This is a genomic window from Azospirillum sp. ST 5-10 (assembly GCF_051225715.1).
In the GTDB taxonomy this organism is placed as follows: domain Bacteria; phylum Pseudomonadota; class Alphaproteobacteria; order Azospirillales; family Azospirillaceae; genus Azospirillum.
Genome location: NZ_JBPJSP010000003.1, coordinates 37,105 through 52,803, shown reverse-complemented (window position 1 = coordinate 52,803; position 15,699 = coordinate 37,105). Strand labels below are relative to the sequence as shown.

General features: G+C 73.3%; 16 protein-coding genes. 2 read left to right on the top strand and 14 right to left on the bottom strand.

Annotation, left to right across the window (positions count from 1 at the left end; all coding sequences use genetic code 11):
* Positions 1-139: 139 nt before the first annotated feature.
* The 6 genes from ACSBPG_RS04575 to ACSBPG_RS04550 form a co-directional block, all read right to left on the bottom strand.
* Positions 140-634 carry an OsmC family protein gene (locus ACSBPG_RS04575; RefSeq protein ID WP_435535933.1) on the bottom strand — a complete coding sequence of 165 codons (495 nt, stop codon included), beginning with the start codon at positions 632-634 and terminating at the stop codon, positions 140-142.
* Between the two features lie 27 nt (positions 635-661).
* A complete protein-coding gene (locus tag ACSBPG_RS04570; RefSeq protein ID WP_435535932.1) occupies positions 662-1,453 on the bottom strand; it encodes a crotonase/enoyl-CoA hydratase family protein in 792 nt (263 codons plus the stop codon).
* A gap of 25 nt (positions 1,454-1,478) precedes the next feature.
* Positions 1,479-2,432 carry a transcriptional regulator GcvA gene (gcvA, locus tag ACSBPG_RS04565; RefSeq protein ID WP_435535931.1) on the bottom strand — a complete coding sequence of 318 codons (954 nt, stop codon included), beginning with the start codon at positions 2,430-2,432 and terminating at the stop codon, positions 1,479-1,481.
* Positions 2,433-2,440: 8 nt separating this feature from the next.
* Positions 2,441-3,067, bottom strand: a complete 627-nt coding sequence (locus tag ACSBPG_RS04560) for an FMN-binding negative transcriptional regulator (protein ID WP_435535930.1) — start codon at positions 3,065-3,067, stop codon at positions 2,441-2,443.
* Positions 3,068-3,159: 92 nt separating this feature from the next.
* Positions 3,160-3,621, bottom strand: a complete 462-nt coding sequence (locus ACSBPG_RS04555) for a PaaI family thioesterase (RefSeq protein ID WP_435535929.1) — start codon at positions 3,619-3,621, stop codon at positions 3,160-3,162.
* 114 nt (positions 3,622-3,735) lie between these two features.
* Positions 3,736-4,608 (bottom strand): LysR family transcriptional regulator, encoded by an 873-nt coding sequence (locus ACSBPG_RS04550; protein ID WP_435535928.1) that lies wholly within the window; start codon positions 4,606-4,608, stop codon positions 3,736-3,738.
* A 93-nt stretch (positions 4,609-4,701) separates the two neighbouring features.
* Here ACSBPG_RS04550 and ACSBPG_RS04545 point away from each other — a divergent pair, with 93 nt between their 5' ends.
* Positions 4,702-5,457, top strand: coding sequence for an enoyl-CoA hydratase-related protein (locus ACSBPG_RS04545; protein WP_435535927.1), 756 nt, complete (start codon positions 4,702-4,704; stop codon positions 5,455-5,457).
* A 3-nt stretch (positions 5,458-5,460) separates the two neighbouring features.
* Here the strand turns inward: ACSBPG_RS04545 and ACSBPG_RS04540 are convergent, their stop codons facing one another.
* From ACSBPG_RS04540 to ACSBPG_RS04510, 7 genes are all read right to left on the bottom strand, one after another.
* Positions 5,461-6,165, bottom strand: a complete 705-nt coding sequence (locus ACSBPG_RS04540) for an extensin-like domain-containing protein (RefSeq protein WP_435535926.1) — start codon at positions 6,163-6,165, stop codon at positions 5,461-5,463.
* Positions 6,166-6,255: 90 nt separating this feature from the next.
* Positions 6,256-7,164: an alpha/beta fold hydrolase gene (locus ACSBPG_RS04535; RefSeq protein WP_435535925.1), complete on the bottom strand. Its 909-nt coding sequence runs from the start codon at positions 7,162-7,164 to the stop codon at positions 6,256-6,258.
* Positions 7,157-7,594, bottom strand: a complete 438-nt coding sequence (locus ACSBPG_RS04530; protein ID WP_435535924.1) for a thioesterase family protein — start codon at positions 7,592-7,594, stop codon at positions 7,157-7,159. The genes ACSBPG_RS04535 and ACSBPG_RS04530 overlap by 8 nt, the downstream gene beginning before the upstream one ends.
* On the bottom strand, positions 7,591-8,346 hold the full coding sequence (locus ACSBPG_RS04525; RefSeq protein WP_435535923.1) for a class I SAM-dependent methyltransferase: 756 nt from the start codon (positions 8,344-8,346) through the stop codon (positions 7,591-7,593). The genes ACSBPG_RS04530 and ACSBPG_RS04525 overlap by 4 nt, the downstream gene beginning before the upstream one ends.
* Positions 8,336-8,830 carry a MarR family winged helix-turn-helix transcriptional regulator gene (locus ACSBPG_RS04520; protein ID WP_435535922.1) on the bottom strand — a complete coding sequence of 165 codons (495 nt, stop codon included), beginning with the start codon at positions 8,828-8,830 and terminating at the stop codon, positions 8,336-8,338. Before ACSBPG_RS04520 ends, ACSBPG_RS04525 begins: the two co-directional genes overlap by 11 nt.
* A 72-nt stretch (positions 8,831-8,902) precedes the next feature.
* Positions 8,903-10,567, bottom strand: coding sequence for an alpha/beta hydrolase-fold protein (locus ACSBPG_RS04515; RefSeq protein WP_435535921.1), 1,665 nt, complete (start codon positions 10,565-10,567; stop codon positions 8,903-8,905).
* Positions 10,568-10,572: 5 nt separating this feature from the next.
* Positions 10,573-12,756 carry a TonB-dependent siderophore receptor gene (locus tag ACSBPG_RS04510; protein WP_435535920.1) on the bottom strand — a complete coding sequence of 728 codons (2,184 nt, stop codon included), beginning with the start codon at positions 12,754-12,756 and terminating at the stop codon, positions 10,573-10,575.
* A gap of 246 nt (positions 12,757-13,002) precedes the next feature.
* On the opposite strand from ACSBPG_RS04510, the gene ACSBPG_RS04505 reads away from it, so the two are divergent.
* Positions 13,003-13,989 (top strand): helix-turn-helix transcriptional regulator, encoded by a 987-nt coding sequence (locus ACSBPG_RS04505; RefSeq protein ID WP_435535919.1) that lies wholly within the window; start codon positions 13,003-13,005, stop codon positions 13,987-13,989.
* A 7-nt stretch (positions 13,990-13,996) separates the two neighbouring features.
* Here ACSBPG_RS04505 and ACSBPG_RS04500 read toward each other — a convergent pair whose 3' ends face one another.
* Positions 13,997-15,403 (bottom strand): hypothetical protein, encoded by a 1,407-nt coding sequence (locus tag ACSBPG_RS04500; RefSeq protein WP_435535918.1) that lies wholly within the window; start codon positions 15,401-15,403, stop codon positions 13,997-13,999.
* Between the last annotated feature and the right edge of the window lie 296 nt (positions 15,404-15,699).

The window sequence follows — 15,699 nt, the reverse complement described above, 5'->3', positions numbered from 1 at the left end:
CCACCGCGACAGCGAATCCACGTATTCCGCGGCCGTCATGCCCTTCCCGCTCAGATCCGAGGGAGGAGAACCGCCCAGCAATCCCGTTTATGGGTGCTTGTCATTCCGATCATCATCATCATGGCCCCCCTGACGCGTGTCAAATGCTGTCGGCGGCGTCCTCCGTGATGCGCGGTTCGTGGGCGACGGGGAAGGCGACGGAGTTGGCGATGAAGCAGCGGCGGTGGGCCTCGTGGTGCAGCGCCTCGGCGCGGGCGAGGTCGCTGCCCCGCGCCACCGTCACCGCCGGGCGCAGCACGACGCCGGTGAAGCGGCCGCCGCCGGTGTCGTCCTCGGCCATCGTGCCGGCGGCCTCGTCGGCGTAGGCGACGACGCGGATGCCGGCGGCGGCGCACAGGTGCAGGTACCACAGCATGTGGCAGGCCGACAGCGAGGCGACCAGCAGGTCCTCCGGGTTGTGGCGGGCGGGATCGCCGCGGAAGGCCGGGTCGGCGGAGCCGGCGATGAGCGGCTTGCCGGGCACGGCGATGTCGTGGTCGCGGCCGTAGGCGCGGTAGGCGGCGGTGCCCTCGCCGCGGTTGCCGGTCCAGGTGACCGTCGCCTGGTAGCGGTGGGTGCGGCCGGCGGCCGTCATGGCGGTTCCTCCCCTGTTGCTGGTCCCTCAGCGGCCGGCGAAGGCCGGCGGGCGCTTCTCGATGAAGGCGGCGATGCCCTCGCGGATGTCGGCGGTGGCGGCGGTGCGGGCGAAGCAGGCGGCCTCGACCGCCAGCCCCTCCTCGATCGGCAGGTTCAGCCCGCGCGTCACGCTGGCGAGACAGGCGGCGACCGCCAGCGGCGCCTGGGCGGCGACCCGCAGGGCCAGGGCGCGCGCCGCGTCCGGCAGGTCGGCGTGCGGCACCACCGCGTTGACGAGGCCGATGTCGCGGGCCTCCGCGGCGCCGATGGGATCGCCGGTCAGCAGCATGGCGAGCGCCCGCTTGCGGCCGATCAGGCGCGGCAGGCGCTGCGTCCCGCCGAAGGGCGGCGGGAAGCCGAGGCGGATCTCCGCCTTGGCGAAGCGGGCGCGGTCGCTGGCGATGGCCAGCGGCACCGCCTCGGTGATCTCGCAGCCGCCGCCGTAGGCGAGGCCGTTGACGGCGGCGATGACCGGCTTCGGGAAGGTCTCCAGGCGGGCGGTCAGGCGCTGGCCGCGGCGCACGAAGGTGCGCAGCGCCGTCTCCGGGCCGGCGGCGACCGCCGGCGCGAAGTCGTGGATGTCGGCGCCGGCGGAGAAGGCGCGGTCGCCGGCGCCGGTGAGGATGACGGCGCGCAGCCCCTCGTCGGCCTCGATGGCGTCGAGCCGCGCGTTCAGGCGGTCGATGGTGGCGCCGTCGATGGCGTTGAGCCGGTGCGGGCGGTTCAGCGTCAGGATCGCCACGGGTCCGTCGGCGTGGAAGAGAACCTGGTCGTCCATGGGGTGGCTCCGCGGTGCGTCGATGTCAGCGTCGACTGTGGCCGGGGCGGCCGGCGGCGGCAAACGAGTTGCCCGCATCCTCGGATGAGGCGGCGGCATCCGGCACGGCGAGCTCGCCGCGGAGCCAGTCGCGGAAGGCCCGCACCTCCGGCCGCGCCAGCGACGCCGCGGCGCACACCAGCCAGTAGGCGGCGGTCGAGCGCACCGGCGGCCCCAGCACCGCCACCAGCGTCCCGGAGTCGAGGTCGCGGTCGACCACCGGGTGCCGGCCCATGGCGACGCCCAGCCCCTGCGCGGCGGCGTCCAGGGCGTACTGGATGGTGTCGAAGCGCAGGCCGCGGGCGACGTCCAGGCCGGCGACGCCGCGCCGCGCCGCCCAGTGCGCCCAGTCCGTGGCGGTGCTGGTGACGTGCAGCAGGGTCTGGCCGGCGAGGTCGGCCGGGGTGGCGATCCGCTCCGCCAGGGCGGGGGCGCAGACCGGCACCAGCTCCTCCGTCACCAGGTGCAGGGCCTCCAGGCCCGGCCACGGGCCGGCGCCCATGCGGATGGCGACGTCGAAGCCGTCGCGCGGGAACTCCACCGGGCGGTGGGCCGTGTCGACGGTGAGGACGATGCCGGGATGGCGCGCCTGGAAGCGCCCCAGCCGCGGCACCAGCCAGCGCAGCCCGAAGGTCGGCGCGGCGCTGATCGCCAGCGTGCCGCGGGCGGTGCGGTCGGGGACCGCCTCGGTCGCCCGCGCCAGGAGGTCGAGCGCCGCGCGCACCTGCGGCACGTAGGCGGCGCCCGCCGCGGTCAGCGAGACGGTGCGGTTGCCGCGCGTGAACAGGGGCGTGCCGAGCCACTCCTCCAGCACCAGCACGCTGCGGCTGACGGCGCTCGGCGTCAGGCCCAGCTCCTCCGCCGCGTCCTTGAAGGAGAGGTGGCGTGCCGCCGCCTCGAAGACGCGCAGGGTCGAGAGCGGCGGCAGACGGTAGGCCATGGCCGCCCCTAGCGTCCGCCCATGATCTCCGCGACCCGGCGTTCGCCCTCGTCGCCGTCGGCCAGGCCGCGGATCACCCCGGCGACGTCGGCGGCGGGGCGGTTCTGGCTCATCTTCCACTTGCCCTCGAGGCGCTCGACGGTCAGGCGGAAGCCGACGATCCCCTTCAGCAGGGCCGCGACGAAACCGTCGGGGGCGTCGGCCACCGACCACGGCTCGGCCCGGCCGGCCTCGTGGCGGTCGGTCAGCGCGCCGACCAGCGCCAGCAGCGACTCCGCGTCGTCGAAGAAGGCGATCGGGCCGCGCGCCTCGACGGCGACGTAGTTCCAGGTCGGCACCACCTTGCCGGTCTCCGCCTTGGTGGCGTACCAGGACGGGCTGACATAGGCGTCCGGGCCGGCGAACAGGGCCAGCGCCGGCACGCCCGGGGCGGCGGTCCGCCATTGCGGGTTGGCGCGGGCGAGATGGCCGGTCAGGGTGCCGTAGGGGCCGGCGCCGGGGTCGAGCAGCATCGGCACCGGGGTCGCCTCCGGCCCCTCGGCGCCGACCGTGACCAGGGTCGCCAGGCCGCTCCGGCGGATGGCGTCGTGCAGGACGGGCGTGCGGTCTTCGCGGAAGGGGGCGGGGGCGTACACGGCGGCAGACTCCGTCGATGGTGGTGGCGCCCCACTCTGGCACCGCCGCGGGCGCCGCGGTAGTGCCGGATGCGCCGAGCCGGCGCGCGGGGTCAGCGGCCGCCGGCCGCCAGGTCGGAGGTGCCGTGCAGGCACATCATGGTGGCCAGCAGAGTGGCGATCGGGGTGGTGCCGCCGTCGCCGTGGCCGGTGACGTCGGCGCGCACCACCGTCAGGGTCCGGCCGGCCTTCTCCACCACGCCGCGCGCTTCCAGCCGCTCGCCCCGCGCCGGCGCCAGCAGGTTGATCTTGAGCTCCACCGTGAGCACCGAGGAGTCCGCCGGCATCAGCGAGAAGGCGGCATAGCCCGCGGCGGTGTCGGCCAGGGTCGTGGTGACTCCGGCGTGGATGTAGCCGTGCTGCTGGCACAGGTCCGGCCGGGCCGGCATGACGATGGTGCAGCGGCCCGGCGCCACCTCCGTCAGGGCTGCGCCGAGGGTCGCCAGAAAGGTCTGCCGGGAGAAGCTGTTCCGCACCCGCGCCGCGAAGTCCGGATCTCTCGCCTCGAACGTCATCGCCCTGTCCTCCCCTGGCCGTCGGCCGCCGCCGGCGGCGTTCCCGTCCCGCCATCGAAGCGTTCCGCGGCGGGCCGGACAAACGAGAATTCCTCGGTGTCGGATGAGGTGGACTCACCCGAACGCCCCAGTGGCGACGGCGGTGGCGGTGGCGATGGCGGCGGCCTCCTCCAGCCCGTCGGCCGGGCCGCCGTCGCCCCACAGCAGCGCCACCGTGCGCCGCAGGTCCAGGCCGTCGACGGTGACCGCGCACAGGCCGGGGCCGGCCAGGGAACGCGGGACGAGCGCCACGCCGGCGCCGCCCCGCACCAGGGCGAGCGCCGCGGCGTCGCTCTCGGCCACCGCCGCCACGGTCGTCGCCACGCCGCGGGCGCGGAACAGGGCGGCCGCCGCGGCGCGCCCCTCGCAGGCGGCCCGCGCCACCAGCGGCTCGCCCGCCAGATCGGCGAGCGCCACCGTTCCGGCGGCGGCGAAGCGGTGCCCGGGTGCCACGGCGCAGACGAAGGGCTCCGTCAGCAGCGCACGCCCCGCCCCGGCCGGCGGCGGTGCCTCCAGCGCGGTCAGCGCGGCCGCGACGCGGCCGTGCTTCAGCCACGCCGCCATCCGGGCGGCGGGGCCGACGCGGTAGAGCACGGGCGGCCCGGCCCGGCCCGCCAGCGCCGCCGCCAGCGCCGTGAGCACCCGGTCCGGCAGGCTGCTGGCGACGCCCAGGCGCAGCGCCGGCGGCCGTGCCTCGGTCCGCACCTCGGCGCGGGCGAGGTCGCACTGGCGCAGGATCTCCACCGCCCGCCGGTGGAGGCGCCGGCCGGCCGGCGTCGGCCGCAGGCGGCCGCCGTCGCGCTCGAACAGCGCGCAGCCCAGGTCGTCCTCCAGCGCCTTCAGGCCGGCCGACACGGCCGGCTGGGTCATGCGCAGCCGCTCGGCCGCGCGGGTGACGCCGCCATGGTCGACCGCCGCGACGAAGTAGCGGAGATGCTGGACCTTCATAAAGAACCTCTATTCCAGCCATTAGAACAATCGATTTTTCTTATTCTGCGGCGGTCGCTAGGGTGGGCGCAACAGGCTTCCGGGAGGACGGACATGGAGGAGACCCTGGTCACCGTGCGGGTGGCCGACAGCGGTGTCGGCACGGTGACGCTGAACCGCCCCGCCGCCCGCAACGCCCTGTCGCCGGCGCTGATCGACGCGCTGGCGGCGGCGCTGCGGGCGCTCGACGGCGACCCCGCCGTGCGGGTGCTGCTGCTGGCCGCCGCCGGCCCCCATTTCTGCGCCGGCGCCGACGTCCGGGCGATGGCGGCGATGGCCGTCGAGGACGCGGTGCACAGGGAATTTTCCGGCTGCTGCCACGCGCTCGCTGCGGTGACGAAGCCGGTGGTGGCGGCGGTGCAGGGGCGGGCGCTGGGCGGCGGCTGCGAGCTGGTGGAGATGGCCGACGTCGTCGTCGCCGCCGCCGACGCGGCGTTCGGCCACCCCGAGGTGGTGCTGGGCACCATGCCCGGGGCCGGCGGCACCCAGCGTCTGCCGCGCCTCGTCGGCCGCCACAAGGCGCTGGACCTGCTGCTGAGCGGCCGCACCATGGACGCGGCGGAGGCGGAGCGCGCCGGCCTGGTGTCGCGGGTGGTGCCGCCCGACCGCCTGCACGCCGAGGCGCAGGCCCTCGCCGAGCGGCTGGCCGGCCTGGCGCCGTCGGTGCTGCGGCTGATCAAGGAGGCGGTGCGGGCGGCCGAGGAGACGCCGCTGGCCGCCGGGCTGGCGCTGGAGCGCGCGCTGTTCCACCGCAGCCTGGCGGGGGAGGAGGCGCGCGCCGGCATGGCCGCCTTCCTGGCCGGGCGCTGACCCTCAGCGGCAGACCCGGGCGGGTCCCATGTCGAGGTGGAAGTGGTCGCGGTGGGCGGCGTTGTAGTCCGGGCCCAGCACCGTGTCGAAGAGGCCGCAGGCGCCGTCGCGCAGGTCGCGCAGGAACGCCGCCTTCACTTCCGCGCCGTCCCAGTCGGCCGCCAGGGTGACGGCGGTGCCGTCGGCCAGGGTGAAGCCGGCGACGTCGAGGGCGTTGGCGGTGGCGTGCTGGCTGCGCCGCCCGGCGGCGCGGCCGTAGAGGTTGCGGCAGGCGTAGCTGCCGAGGTGGCGCACCCGCACCACCGGCTGGCCGAAACGCCGGAGCGCCGCGGGCTGCAGCACGTGGGTCTCGAACAGGGCCCAGGCGGCGGCCAGCGGGCAGGTCGCGGTGAAGGCGCTGCCGAACCGGACGTCCGAGCCGGTGACGCGTACGGCGTCGCGGAAGCCGCAGCCCGGACCGGTGGCGCGGTCCGGCACGGGGGTGAAGGCGAGGGCGGTGGCCGCCAGCGCCGCCCGGCAGGCGGCGCCGTCGCCCGCCAGACGGTTCAGCTTGAAGCGGGTCAGCAGGTTGGGCCCGGCGGTGAGGTCGATGGGCGCCCACGGGTTCCAGCGCGGCGGCAGCACCGGGTGGCCCAGGCGGTGCGCCACCGCCGCGGCGAGCAGGGCCGCCAGCAGCAGGGCGATGGTCCAGCGGATGACGGCGGTCATGGCAGGGGAAACGCCGCCGGGGCCCGGGGGGTCCGGAAGGCGTCGCGGCCGCTCCGGGGGGCGGCGGCACCCACGCCGCCGGCGCGGTCTCTACCGCCGCGGCCCCGGATCGGATGCCGGCGCCGTGGACGCCAGAAAGTCCCCCAGCGTCCGGGCGACCGCCTCGGGGAACTGATCGACGAAGAAGTGCCCACCCGGCAGGGACGCGTCCTGGGGATCGCGGAACCGCTTGCGCCATTCCGCCGGAATATCGAAAAGGCCGGCCATCTGCCCGGCCGAGCCATGGAAGACGAGCGTCGGGCACGACACGCGCCGATCGATGTCGGCCTGGTCATGCTCGAGGTCGACGCTGGCCGCGGCGCGGTAATCCGAACACGACCCGTGGATCATCGCGGGATCGCGCCACGAGCTCCGGTAGTCGTCGAGCATCTCCCGATCGAAGTCGGCGAGCCTTGTCGCGCCCCATCCGACGAGGCACGTCTCGTAGAAGAAGTCGGGATCATTGCCGATGACGCGTTCGGGAAACGGCTCGGGCTGGGAGAGGAAATACCAGTGCCAATACGCGCCCGCGACCTTGCGGTTGGTGTCCATGAACATGGCGTAGGTCGGGACGATGTCCATCACCGTCAGGCTGAGGATGGCGTCCGGATGATCGAGCGCGAGGCGATGCCCGGTCCGGCCGCCGCGATCATGACCGACGACATGGAACCGGTCGAAGCCGAGTGCGCGCATGAGGCCGTGCTGGTCCCCCGCCATGGCCCGGAACGAATAATTCGAGCGGTCGGGCAGGCAGCGCGGCTTGGAAGAGTCGCCATATCCCCTCAGATCGGCACAGACCACGGTGTGGCGCTCGCCCAGCGCCGGCGCCACGCGGGCCCACATGGCCTTGTTCTGCGGAAACCCGTGCAGCAGCAGGACCGGCGGTCCCGATCCACCGACGACGCAGGCGATCTCCGCATCGCCGACGTCGATCGTCCGACGGACGAATCCTTCAAACATGGAACCTTTCCTTCTTGTCCAGGACGCGTTTCAGGAAGGTGCCGAGACCGACGATGGCTCTTTCATGCTCCCCTTCGCCGATGACGCCGGCCTCGTCCGAACACCGGACCCGGAAGCGGAGATGCCGTCCACGGACGGCGATCAGCTCGACCTCGGCCGTGACGGGCATGCCCACCGGGGTCGCCGCCACGTGGCTGACGTCGACATGCGTGCCGACCGTGCGTTGGTCGGCCGTGAGGCACGGGCGCAGCGCCTCGACGCAGGTCTGCTCGATGAAGGCGATCATCATGGCCGTGGCGAACACCGCAGGCATGTCTGCGAAGCCGGGCCACGCGGCATCGATCTCGGGGACCGTATGCCGGGGGGCGACGACGAGTTGCGCGCGGTGGCGCAGCCCCGTTTCCAGGGGGCGGAGGGAAGCGGTCCTCATACGCGGCCCAACCTCATGGCGACGGGCCACGTCACCGGCCGTCCGCAGTCCCCCCAGAGCCGGGCCAGATCGGCGGCGAAGGATTCCAGAATGTCGTCGCGGCCGGCTTCGACGGCGCGCCGCACCGCCGACCACGTCGACACGTAGCCGAGGAAGTCGCCCAAACCCCACGTGCGGCTCATGGAGATGGTGGGAGACGGAAGCTCGGCGAACGGAAAGGGGATTTCCGCATAGCCCGTGTCCACGAGCGTTCGCGCGGGCGGCCAATAGGTGCCGATCTCCTGCCGATAGAACCGCTTGAACCGCTCATCGAGTTCGCCGGGAGCGAGTTGCGGAACGCCGTAGCTGATCAAGGCGACCAGGGCGTTCTCGCGGCCGATCCGGCGCACCTCGTCATGGAAACGCGGCGCGTCGAACCAGTGGGCCGCCTGGGCGGCCGTCACCAGGTCCGCCGTGCGGTCGGGCAGGGGGATGGTCTCGGCGGCTGCGCGGACATAGCGGACGCGCTCATGGGCGGCGGCATTGGCGATCTGGTCGGCGCTCGGATCGAGACCGACCACCTCGTCGAAGTGGTCGGCCAGTCGCTGCGTGAGTTGTCCGTTGCCGCAGCCGACATCGACCGCCCGGTGGCGCGCAGGCGCCGTCTCGGCAAGGAAGCGGACGAGCGCCGGAGGATAGTCCGGCCTGAAGCGGGCATAAGCGCGTCCGCCCCGGTCGAACCAGTTTCTCGTGGGTGCCGTGTCAGCCGTCATCGACGGTCCCCTTGGCGTCTCGTCGCGCTCCGGCAGCCCTGAGGCGGGCCGCGAAGTCCTGCCGCTCGAGCGCCCGTGCGGTCTCCTCCAGGACGCGGAGCAGCGGGTAGCCGATTTCGTTCTCCAAAGCGTCGATGGCCGCGAAGGTCAGCCGCCAATGCGGTTCGAGCGTCTTCAGCAGTTCCTCTCCCCGAGGGGTGAGATGGACGCCGCTCTTGCGGCCGTCGTCGAGGCCGTGCCGCGCGACGATCCCGTCGGCCACCATCAGCCCGACGGTCTGGCTGATCGCTCCTTGCGTGAGATGGGTGCGCGCGGTGATGTCGGTGACGGTCTGCGCGCCGGCGCTGATCGCGCGGAGCACCGGCGTGTATCTGGCGCGATAATTCAGGCTCAGCGCGCGGTACTGCGCTTCCGCGCCCTGGTCGACGAGTTCGCCGACGTAGCGCAGCAATTCTCCCAAACCTGGCTTGAGGCGCGAGTCCATGCCGCAAATTTACATTAGCGCTAATGCTTCTGCAAGACGGAAACGGCGCCCGGCGGCACCGGGGCCGGCCGGTCACCGCCGGGCCGCCGGCGCCGGCGCGGCGGAGCCGAACAGCGCGATCAGGCCGTCGGCGAGGGCGCCGCGCCAGGCGAGATAGTCGTGCCCCGCCGCGTACTCGCGGTAGGACACCGCGTAGCCCTTGGCCTCGAGCACGTCGCGCAGATGGCGGGAGGTGTCGAGGATGCCGGCCGTCCCGCCGTGGCCGGTCTCGAACAGCCCGGCGCTCAGGTGGAAGCGCACCGGCACCCGCGGCCGCTCGACGACGATCCGGGCCACGTGCTCCGGCCGCTCCGCGGCACTTCCCGCGGGATGCCACCAGAAGGAGCCGGACAGGCTGAGGGCGTTGCCGAAGGCCTCGGGATGGGCGAGCGCGATGGTGGCCGCCGCCAGCCCGCCGTAGCTCGATCCCGCCAGCACCGTCCGCTCCGGCCGCGGCGTCAGGCCGGCCGCCCGTGCCACCGTGGGCAGCAGCTCCCCGGCCATGACGTCGGCGAAGACCGCGTTGCCGGGCAGCTCGCGCGCCCGCGCGTCCTGGTCCGGGTTGGCGACGAAGGCGGCGACCACCGGCGGCAGGCGGCCGTCGGTGATCAGCGCGTCGAGGATGGCCGGCGTGGGCACCCGCGTCGTGTAGGGACCGGCGTCGAACAGCACCAGCAGCACCGTGTCGGGCCGGGCCGGATCGAACGCCGCCGGCCGGTAGAGGATGATCTCCCGCTCGTTGCCGAGGCGGGCGCTGGCGAATCGCAGCCGGGTGAGGCTGCCGCGCGGGACGTCGCCGGGGGCGCCGCCGGGGGCCAAGCCCGGCTGCTCCGGCGCGTCCGGCAGTTCGACGGTCGACGAGCGGCCGAAGCGGTCGGGCGCGTCGGCCGGCCAGGGATGCCGGTTGAGGGGGTCCGCCTGCGCCGTCGCCAGAATGGCGACCCGCCGTTCGCGCGGCGGGCCGGGCAGTTCCGGCACGTCCGGGGCGATCTGGTAGGAGAGCCGGGTGGTCGCCGGCACGACGAAGCTGCGGTACCAGACGTCGGAGGTGCCGAGCCGCTCCAGCGCCTCGTGGTCGCCGCTCGGCGCGCCGAGCAGGCGGACGTTCCGCTCGGCCCCGCGCACGGCGAAGGTGAGGACGGCCTCGCCCTCGCCGTGCGGCTCGACCAGCGGCGTTCCCCGCTCCGCCAGCATCGCCCAGAAGGCGTCGGTGGTGCCGCCGGCGCGCACCTCCTCGGCCAGCCGGGCGACGGTCGGGCTGAGGGGAACGGGGACGGGCGTCTCCTGGCGCTCCGGCGGCACCCGCCGGGTCACCGTCAGGACGAAAGCGCCGCCGCCCTCCCGGGCGGTGACCCGCAGCGCCTGGCCGCCGTCGGTGACGAACTGGAAGAGGGCTTCGCCGGTGGCGCCGTCGAGCAGACGCCGCACCGGCCGGCCCTCGCGGTCCAGCAGCTCCAGGTCGTGGCGCCCCGCCGTCGTCGTCAGGGTGCCGCGGACATAGTCCCCGTCGCCGGCCGCCACCGCGAAGGTCGCCGTTCCGCCGGCCGTGCCGGCGGTCGCGGCGACCGGCTCGCCCTCGGCCAGGAGGGCGGCCCCGGTCGCCGGCGCCGCCCCGGCGGCCGCGAGCAGGCAGGCCAGCGCCAACGCCGCCGTCCTCGCCGCCGTCCTCACCGCCGTCCTCGCCGTGGCCCGTTCCATCGCGCTCACCAGCGGTACCGGAGGGAGGCCGTCACGGTGCGCGGCGCGCCGTACCAGCAGGCGTAGGCGCTGGCGCAGGAGGCGGTGTAGCGCTCGTCGGTGAGGTTGGCGGCGTTCACCTGCAGCTCGGCGCCGTCGAGCTGCGGGCTCAGCGCGCCGAGCCGGTAGCTGACCATGGCGTCGTAGAGGGTGGCCGAGGGCACCTTGACGGTGTTGCTGCCGTCGCCCCAGCTCTCGCCGACGTGGCGCACGCCGGCGCCGAGCGCGAGTCCGGCCAGCATGCCCTCGTCGAAGGCGTACCGGGCCCACAGGGAGGCCTGGCGCTGCGGGATGCGGGACGGCATCCTGCCCACCTCGGAGGTCTGGGCCGATTCGGTCACCTCGGAGTCGATGTAGCTGTAGCTGCCGACCAGCGACAGGTTGGCTGTGACCTGGGCGTGCGCCTCCAGCTCGAAGCCGCGGCTGCGGATCTCGCCGGTCTGGGTGGCGAGGCGGGTGACCGGGTCGGTCTTGATCACGTTGTTCTGGGTGATGGTGTAGACCGACGCGATGAGCTGGTAGTCGCCCGACCCCGGCGCGAACTTGACGCCCGCCTCCCATTGCTTGCCGGTCGTCGGCTCGAACCGCTGCTCGCCGGCCGGCGCCGCCTGGAGGACCGGCTCGAAGGAGGTGCTGTAGCTGACGTAGGGGGAGACGCCGCCGGGGAGGTTGTAGATGGCGCCGGCCCGCCATGAGAAGGCGCGGTCGTCGTAGTCCTCGGTGGTCGCGGTGAGATGCTCCTCGATCTCGGTGCTGGCCCAGTCGTGGCGGCCGCCCAGCGACAGGGTGAGGTCGCCGAGCGCGATCTGGTCCTGGAGGTAGGCGCCGAGCTGGCGCGCGGTCGTGTCGCTGTCCGAGGACGGCGTCAGGGTGACGTCGCCGATGCCGTAGCGCGGCGCCAGCCAGTCGATGGACGCCACCGGGGCGCGGCCCCAGTGGTAGTCGCGCCACGACGTCTTGTAGTCCAGCCCGGCCAGGGCGGTGTGGCGCAGCATCCCGGTCTGGAAGACGGCCTGGAGCTGGTTGTCGATGCCGACCTGGTCGAACACCTCGCCGCCGCCGCTGGCCGAGCGGCTGATGGTGCGGTCGTCGGCCTGCAGCGCCCCCCAGACGACGGTGTGGTGGGTGGAATCGATGCGGGCGAAGCGGGCGACCTGGCGGAAGGAGAAGACGTCGTCGAAGGCGTGGTCGAACTGGTAGCCGACCGCGGTCTGGGTGAGGCTGGCCTTCTCGAAATCGGGGTCGCTGACGAGGAAGTCGATGGGGATGTAGCCGTAGCGGGTGGGGTAGAGGGTTCCCTCGGCCTCGCGGAAGTTGCGGATACCGGCGTCCGGCGCGCGGTCGTACATCGCCGAGACGGTCAGCGCGGTGCGGTCGGTCGGCGTCCAGGTCAGCGACGGCAGGATGGCGACCGCCCGCTCGTCGATCGTGTCCTCGACGCCCTCGCCGCTGTGACCGGTGCCGACGACGCGGTAGGCCAGCTCGTCCGACAGGCGCCCGCCCACGTCGAAGCCACCCTCGTAGCGATTGCCGGTGCCGTAGCCGAGCGTCACCTCGCGGTGCGTCCCGCCGGTCGGGCGCTTGCTCACCAGATTGACGATGCCGCCGGGGTTGGCCTCGCCGTACAGCACCGACGAGGGGCCGCGCAGCACCTCGACCCGCTCGAGGAGGTAGGGGTTGACCTTGCCCAGCGAGCTCCAGCCGTAGGTCAGGCCGTCGAGGTAGCGGGGCACGTAGCTGAACCCGCGCAGGAACATCTCGTCGCTGAAGTTCGACGAGCCGCGGTACTCGGTGAAGATGCCCGCGGAGTAGCGCAGCGCCTCCGCCACGGAGTCGGCGTTCTGGTCCTCGATCTGCTCGCGCGGCACCACGGTGACCGATTGCGGCGTCTTCGACAGGGGCGTGTCCGTCTTGGTGCCGGCGCGGCTGCGCGTCGCGACGTAGCCGCCCACCGGACCGTCGCCCAGCTCCATCCTCTCCTCGACGGTGAGCGGGTCGAGCACCAGGGCGTCGGCGGCCGCCGGCTCGGCCTCCTGCGCATGGGCCGCGGCCACGGCCAGCAGGCTGGCGGTGGTGAGAAGCGTCGCACCGCCCGCCCGGCGGCGGGGCCCCTTCCGGCGCGGTCGCTGTGTCGCAGTCGCGTAAGGCACGGTCATCATCCCTTTCGAATCCATCGGCGCCGACGCCCGATAATGCAATTGCGTGTCATTCGCATCCAGTGCATAAGCGAAGGGCGGCAACACCCCGCCCGCCGCACCCGACGGGAAACGGCACCGGCGAACCTCCACGGTCGCGGCCATTGTCGTGGAGGTCGCGCCGGCGGTGCCATGGGCGGGGGCCGTGCGCGGCGGTCAAAGACCGGTGCGCGACGTGCACCGGTGTGCGGGAGAGACGCGATGACCCACCAGCAGCCCCATCCGCCGGGCGGCACCGCCGCCGGCACGGACGGGTCCGACCACCTGCAGACGTGCGTGACCGCCACCGCCGCGCGCTGCTCGATCGCCAGCGGCGCCTATCGCGGCGAATGCGGCCATGTCGCCCTGCGGACCGGGCTGCGCATGCACTACTGCGACGGCGTCGACCTGATCGACCTGACCTCCGAAGGGGAGATGCTGCCGGGGCTCGTCGTCTATTTCTTCCTGAAGGGCGTGCCCGAGGCCCATGTCGGCGGGCGGCCGCTGATGCCGGGGGGCGCCGGCGGCGACGGGCGGGCGCAGGCGCTGATGATGAACCGCACCCGGCCGGAGCTGCTGGAGCGGCACGGCCGCCGGGGCAACCACGTGCGCAAGGTGACCGTCGCCATGACGCAGGACTGGCTGGCCGATGCCGGGCTGGAGCTGCGCGGCGGCGACCTCGACATCGACCGCTTCACCCGGCACCACCTGACCCGCCGCGACTGGAGCCCGACCCCGCGCCTCGCCGCGCTCGCCGAGCAGCTGCTGCGGATCACCCCCTACACCGACCCCTGCCGCAAGCTGTTCCTGGAGAGCCGCGTCCTCGACCTCGTGGCGGAGACCTTCGCGGACCTCTCCGCCGGCGCCCCGCCCGCCGAGCGGCGGCGGGTGCGCGCCCTCGACCGCCAGCGCATGCGCCGGATCGAGGAGGCGCTGGCCGAGGAGGACCGGTCGGCCGTCTGCCTGGACCGGCTGGCGCGCGACGCCGGGGTCAGCGTCAGCACGCTGCAGCGCCTCTTCCACGCGGTCCACGGCGTGAGCGCCTTCGAGTTCATCCGCCGCCGCAGCCTGGAGCGCGCGCGGACCGCCCTGGACCATCAGGGCCTGTCCGTCAAGGAGGCCGCCTTCCTCGCCGGCTATTCCGATCCCGGAAACTTCTCCAAGGCCTATCTGCGCTATTTCGGCCGGACGCCGGGCCGGCCGGGCTGAGTGGCCTTCAGAACCGCCTCCGGTCGAGCCCCCGTGTGTAGTAGGAGGGGGGCGGAACCACGACGCCCTCTCCCGGCCTGCCCAGGGCAAGCCAGGCCTTGTAGACCTTCAGCAGCTCGATCGGCAGAACGGTGCAGCCATATCTCTTGGCCAGGGCGTTCGAGGCCGTGTACCAGCGGTCGAAGGGAACGAACACCACGTCGATGGTGTCGCCGGACGGCGACGATCCTCGTCTCGGGAAGCGGGCGCCGGGCAGCAGGACTTCGCCGACGACGTCGCTGGACGCTCCTTGGACCCTGGCCCCCACGGCGGCGTACACGACGGGGTATTCCCTGCTGATCATCTTCCGTTTGGTCCGGCTTTCCGCCGCCGCGGAACTGAGATCCACCGCTCTGTTGAAGGTCTCGACGAGCTCGACCACATAGGGCCGCATCGGCGAATCCAGCTTCAGGGACGTGTAGACCTCGTTTATGAACACGTTGAAATCGCCGATGGTGACGTTGATCGCCTCCTGATATTTGTCCGGATCGGCGAACAAGGTCAGCGACCACACCAGCCGGGACAGTTTTATGGTCGCCCCGCGAATCTGCTGGATGGGGATGCTTCTTATGTCCTTCATCGGGGCGTTGAGCAAGTTCTCGGACTTTATGGCGTTGGCTATGTCCTTCTTGCAGTCCTCGACGACCGTGATCAGATTGCGATAGAGGGTGCGCAGTCGCGTCCCGCCTTTGGAAACGTTGTCCGCCGAGGTGTAGAAAAGGGCACCCTCCAGGTTTTCCAGATCGACTCCGGATATGCCCTTCTTGTTGATCGACCAGGGGGACAGGGCGTTCCCGGATTCGCCGGACAGCGGCGCTATGCCTTCCGCCAGGAGGTCGCCGGCCGACTTCATCCTGCCGTCGGTCATCAGCGCCATGACGAGCGAGGTGGACGTGGTTCCGTGATACCAGTTGATCTGCGCGAGCTTGTCCTTGTACTTCTCGAGAAGGACGGTCAGGCTTTGCCGGTCCTGGGGCCTGACACCGGCCCTTCGGCATATTTCCTCCCAGTCATCCACCTCGATGTGGACGCACTGCACGACACGCGCCGCCGGCGGCGCCGGCCTCATCTGTGCCGGCGACACCGGCGACACCGGCGCCCGCGGCGGCGCTGTCGCGGCCGCCGGTGTCGGGGCGCCGGGCGGCAAGGGCGGCAGCCGCGCCGCCACGGTCGGCGCGCGGTGGACGAGCGGCGGCGCCGTCCGGCCGGCAGCGGAGCCGGGCGGCGACTTCGTCTGCACCGCCGGCCGGAGAAACGGTGCGGGCGGTGCCGCCGTCGGGGTCGGCACCGCCGGGCGCGGACCGGCCGGCGGGCGGGTGGCGTGCCAGGACGGGGCCGGGGCGGCCGCCCCGCCAGGGGTCGGCAACGGCTTCATCTGCGCCACCGGGGGCGGGGCGTGGACCGCTCCGCCCCCCGCCGGGCGGGGCGGGGACGGAACGGTGGGTCGGCGCGCCGGCGGCGGCGGGTGGGCGGCGGGTCGGTCCATTCGGCTCATAACAGTCCTTCCGCCAGCGTCGTCGGCGTCCCCCCGGCGTCCGTGCGTCGCGCCGCCAGCCGGTGCCGACCCTGACCGTCAGGGTACACCACATTCCACGCCGCGCGCCCCGTTGATTTCGCCCCCGCCGGGACGGCGAACGTCATCGACCGGTCGGGCCACAGACAATCAGTATA

Coding starts and splice junctions, on each gene's coding strand:
- ACSBPG_RS04575 (WP_435535933.1), bottom strand. CDS start 634: ATGACGGCCGCCGGCCGCACCCACCGCTACCAGGCGACGGTCACCTGG.
- ACSBPG_RS04570 (WP_435535932.1), bottom strand. CDS start 1,453: ATGGACGACCAGGTTCTCTTCCACGCCGACGGACCCGTGGCGATCCTG.
- gcvA (WP_435535931.1), bottom strand. CDS start 2,432: ATGGCCTACCGTCTGCCGCCGCTCTCGACCCTGCGCGTCTTCGAGGCG.
- ACSBPG_RS04555 (WP_435535929.1), bottom strand. CDS start 3,621: ATGACGTTCGAGGCGAGAGATCCGGACTTCGCGGCGCGGGTGCGGAAC.
- ACSBPG_RS04550 (WP_435535928.1), bottom strand. CDS start 4,608: ATGAAGGTCCAGCATCTCCGCTACTTCGTCGCGGCGGTCGACCATGGC.
- ACSBPG_RS04545 (WP_435535927.1), top strand. CDS start 4,702: ATGGAGGAGACCCTGGTCACCGTGCGGGTGGCCGACAGCGGTGTCGGC.
- ACSBPG_RS04540 (WP_435535926.1), bottom strand. CDS start 6,165: ATGACCGCCGTCATCCGCTGGACCATCGCCCTGCTGCTGGCGGCCCTG.
- ACSBPG_RS04535 (WP_435535925.1), bottom strand. CDS start 7,164: ATGTTTGAAGGATTCGTCCGTCGGACGATCGACGTCGGCGATGCGGAG.
- ACSBPG_RS04530 (WP_435535924.1), bottom strand. CDS start 7,594: ATGAGGACCGCTTCCCTCCGCCCCCTGGAAACGGGGCTGCGCCACCGC.
- ACSBPG_RS04525 (WP_435535923.1), bottom strand. CDS start 8,346: ATGACGGCTGACACGGCACCCACGAGAAACTGGTTCGACCGGGGCGGA.
- ACSBPG_RS04520 (WP_435535922.1), bottom strand. CDS start 8,830: ATGGACTCGCGCCTCAAGCCAGGTTTGGGAGAATTGCTGCGCTACGTC.
- ACSBPG_RS04515 (WP_435535921.1), bottom strand. CDS start 10,567: ATGGAACGGGCCACGGCGAGGACGGCGGTGAGGACGGCGGCGAGGACG.
- ACSBPG_RS04505 (WP_435535919.1), top strand. CDS start 13,003: ATGACCCACCAGCAGCCCCATCCGCCGGGCGGCACCGCCGCCGGCACG.
- ACSBPG_RS04500 (WP_435535918.1), bottom strand. CDS start 15,403: ATGAAGCCGTTGCCGACCCCTGGCGGGGCGGCCGCCCCGGCCCCGTCC.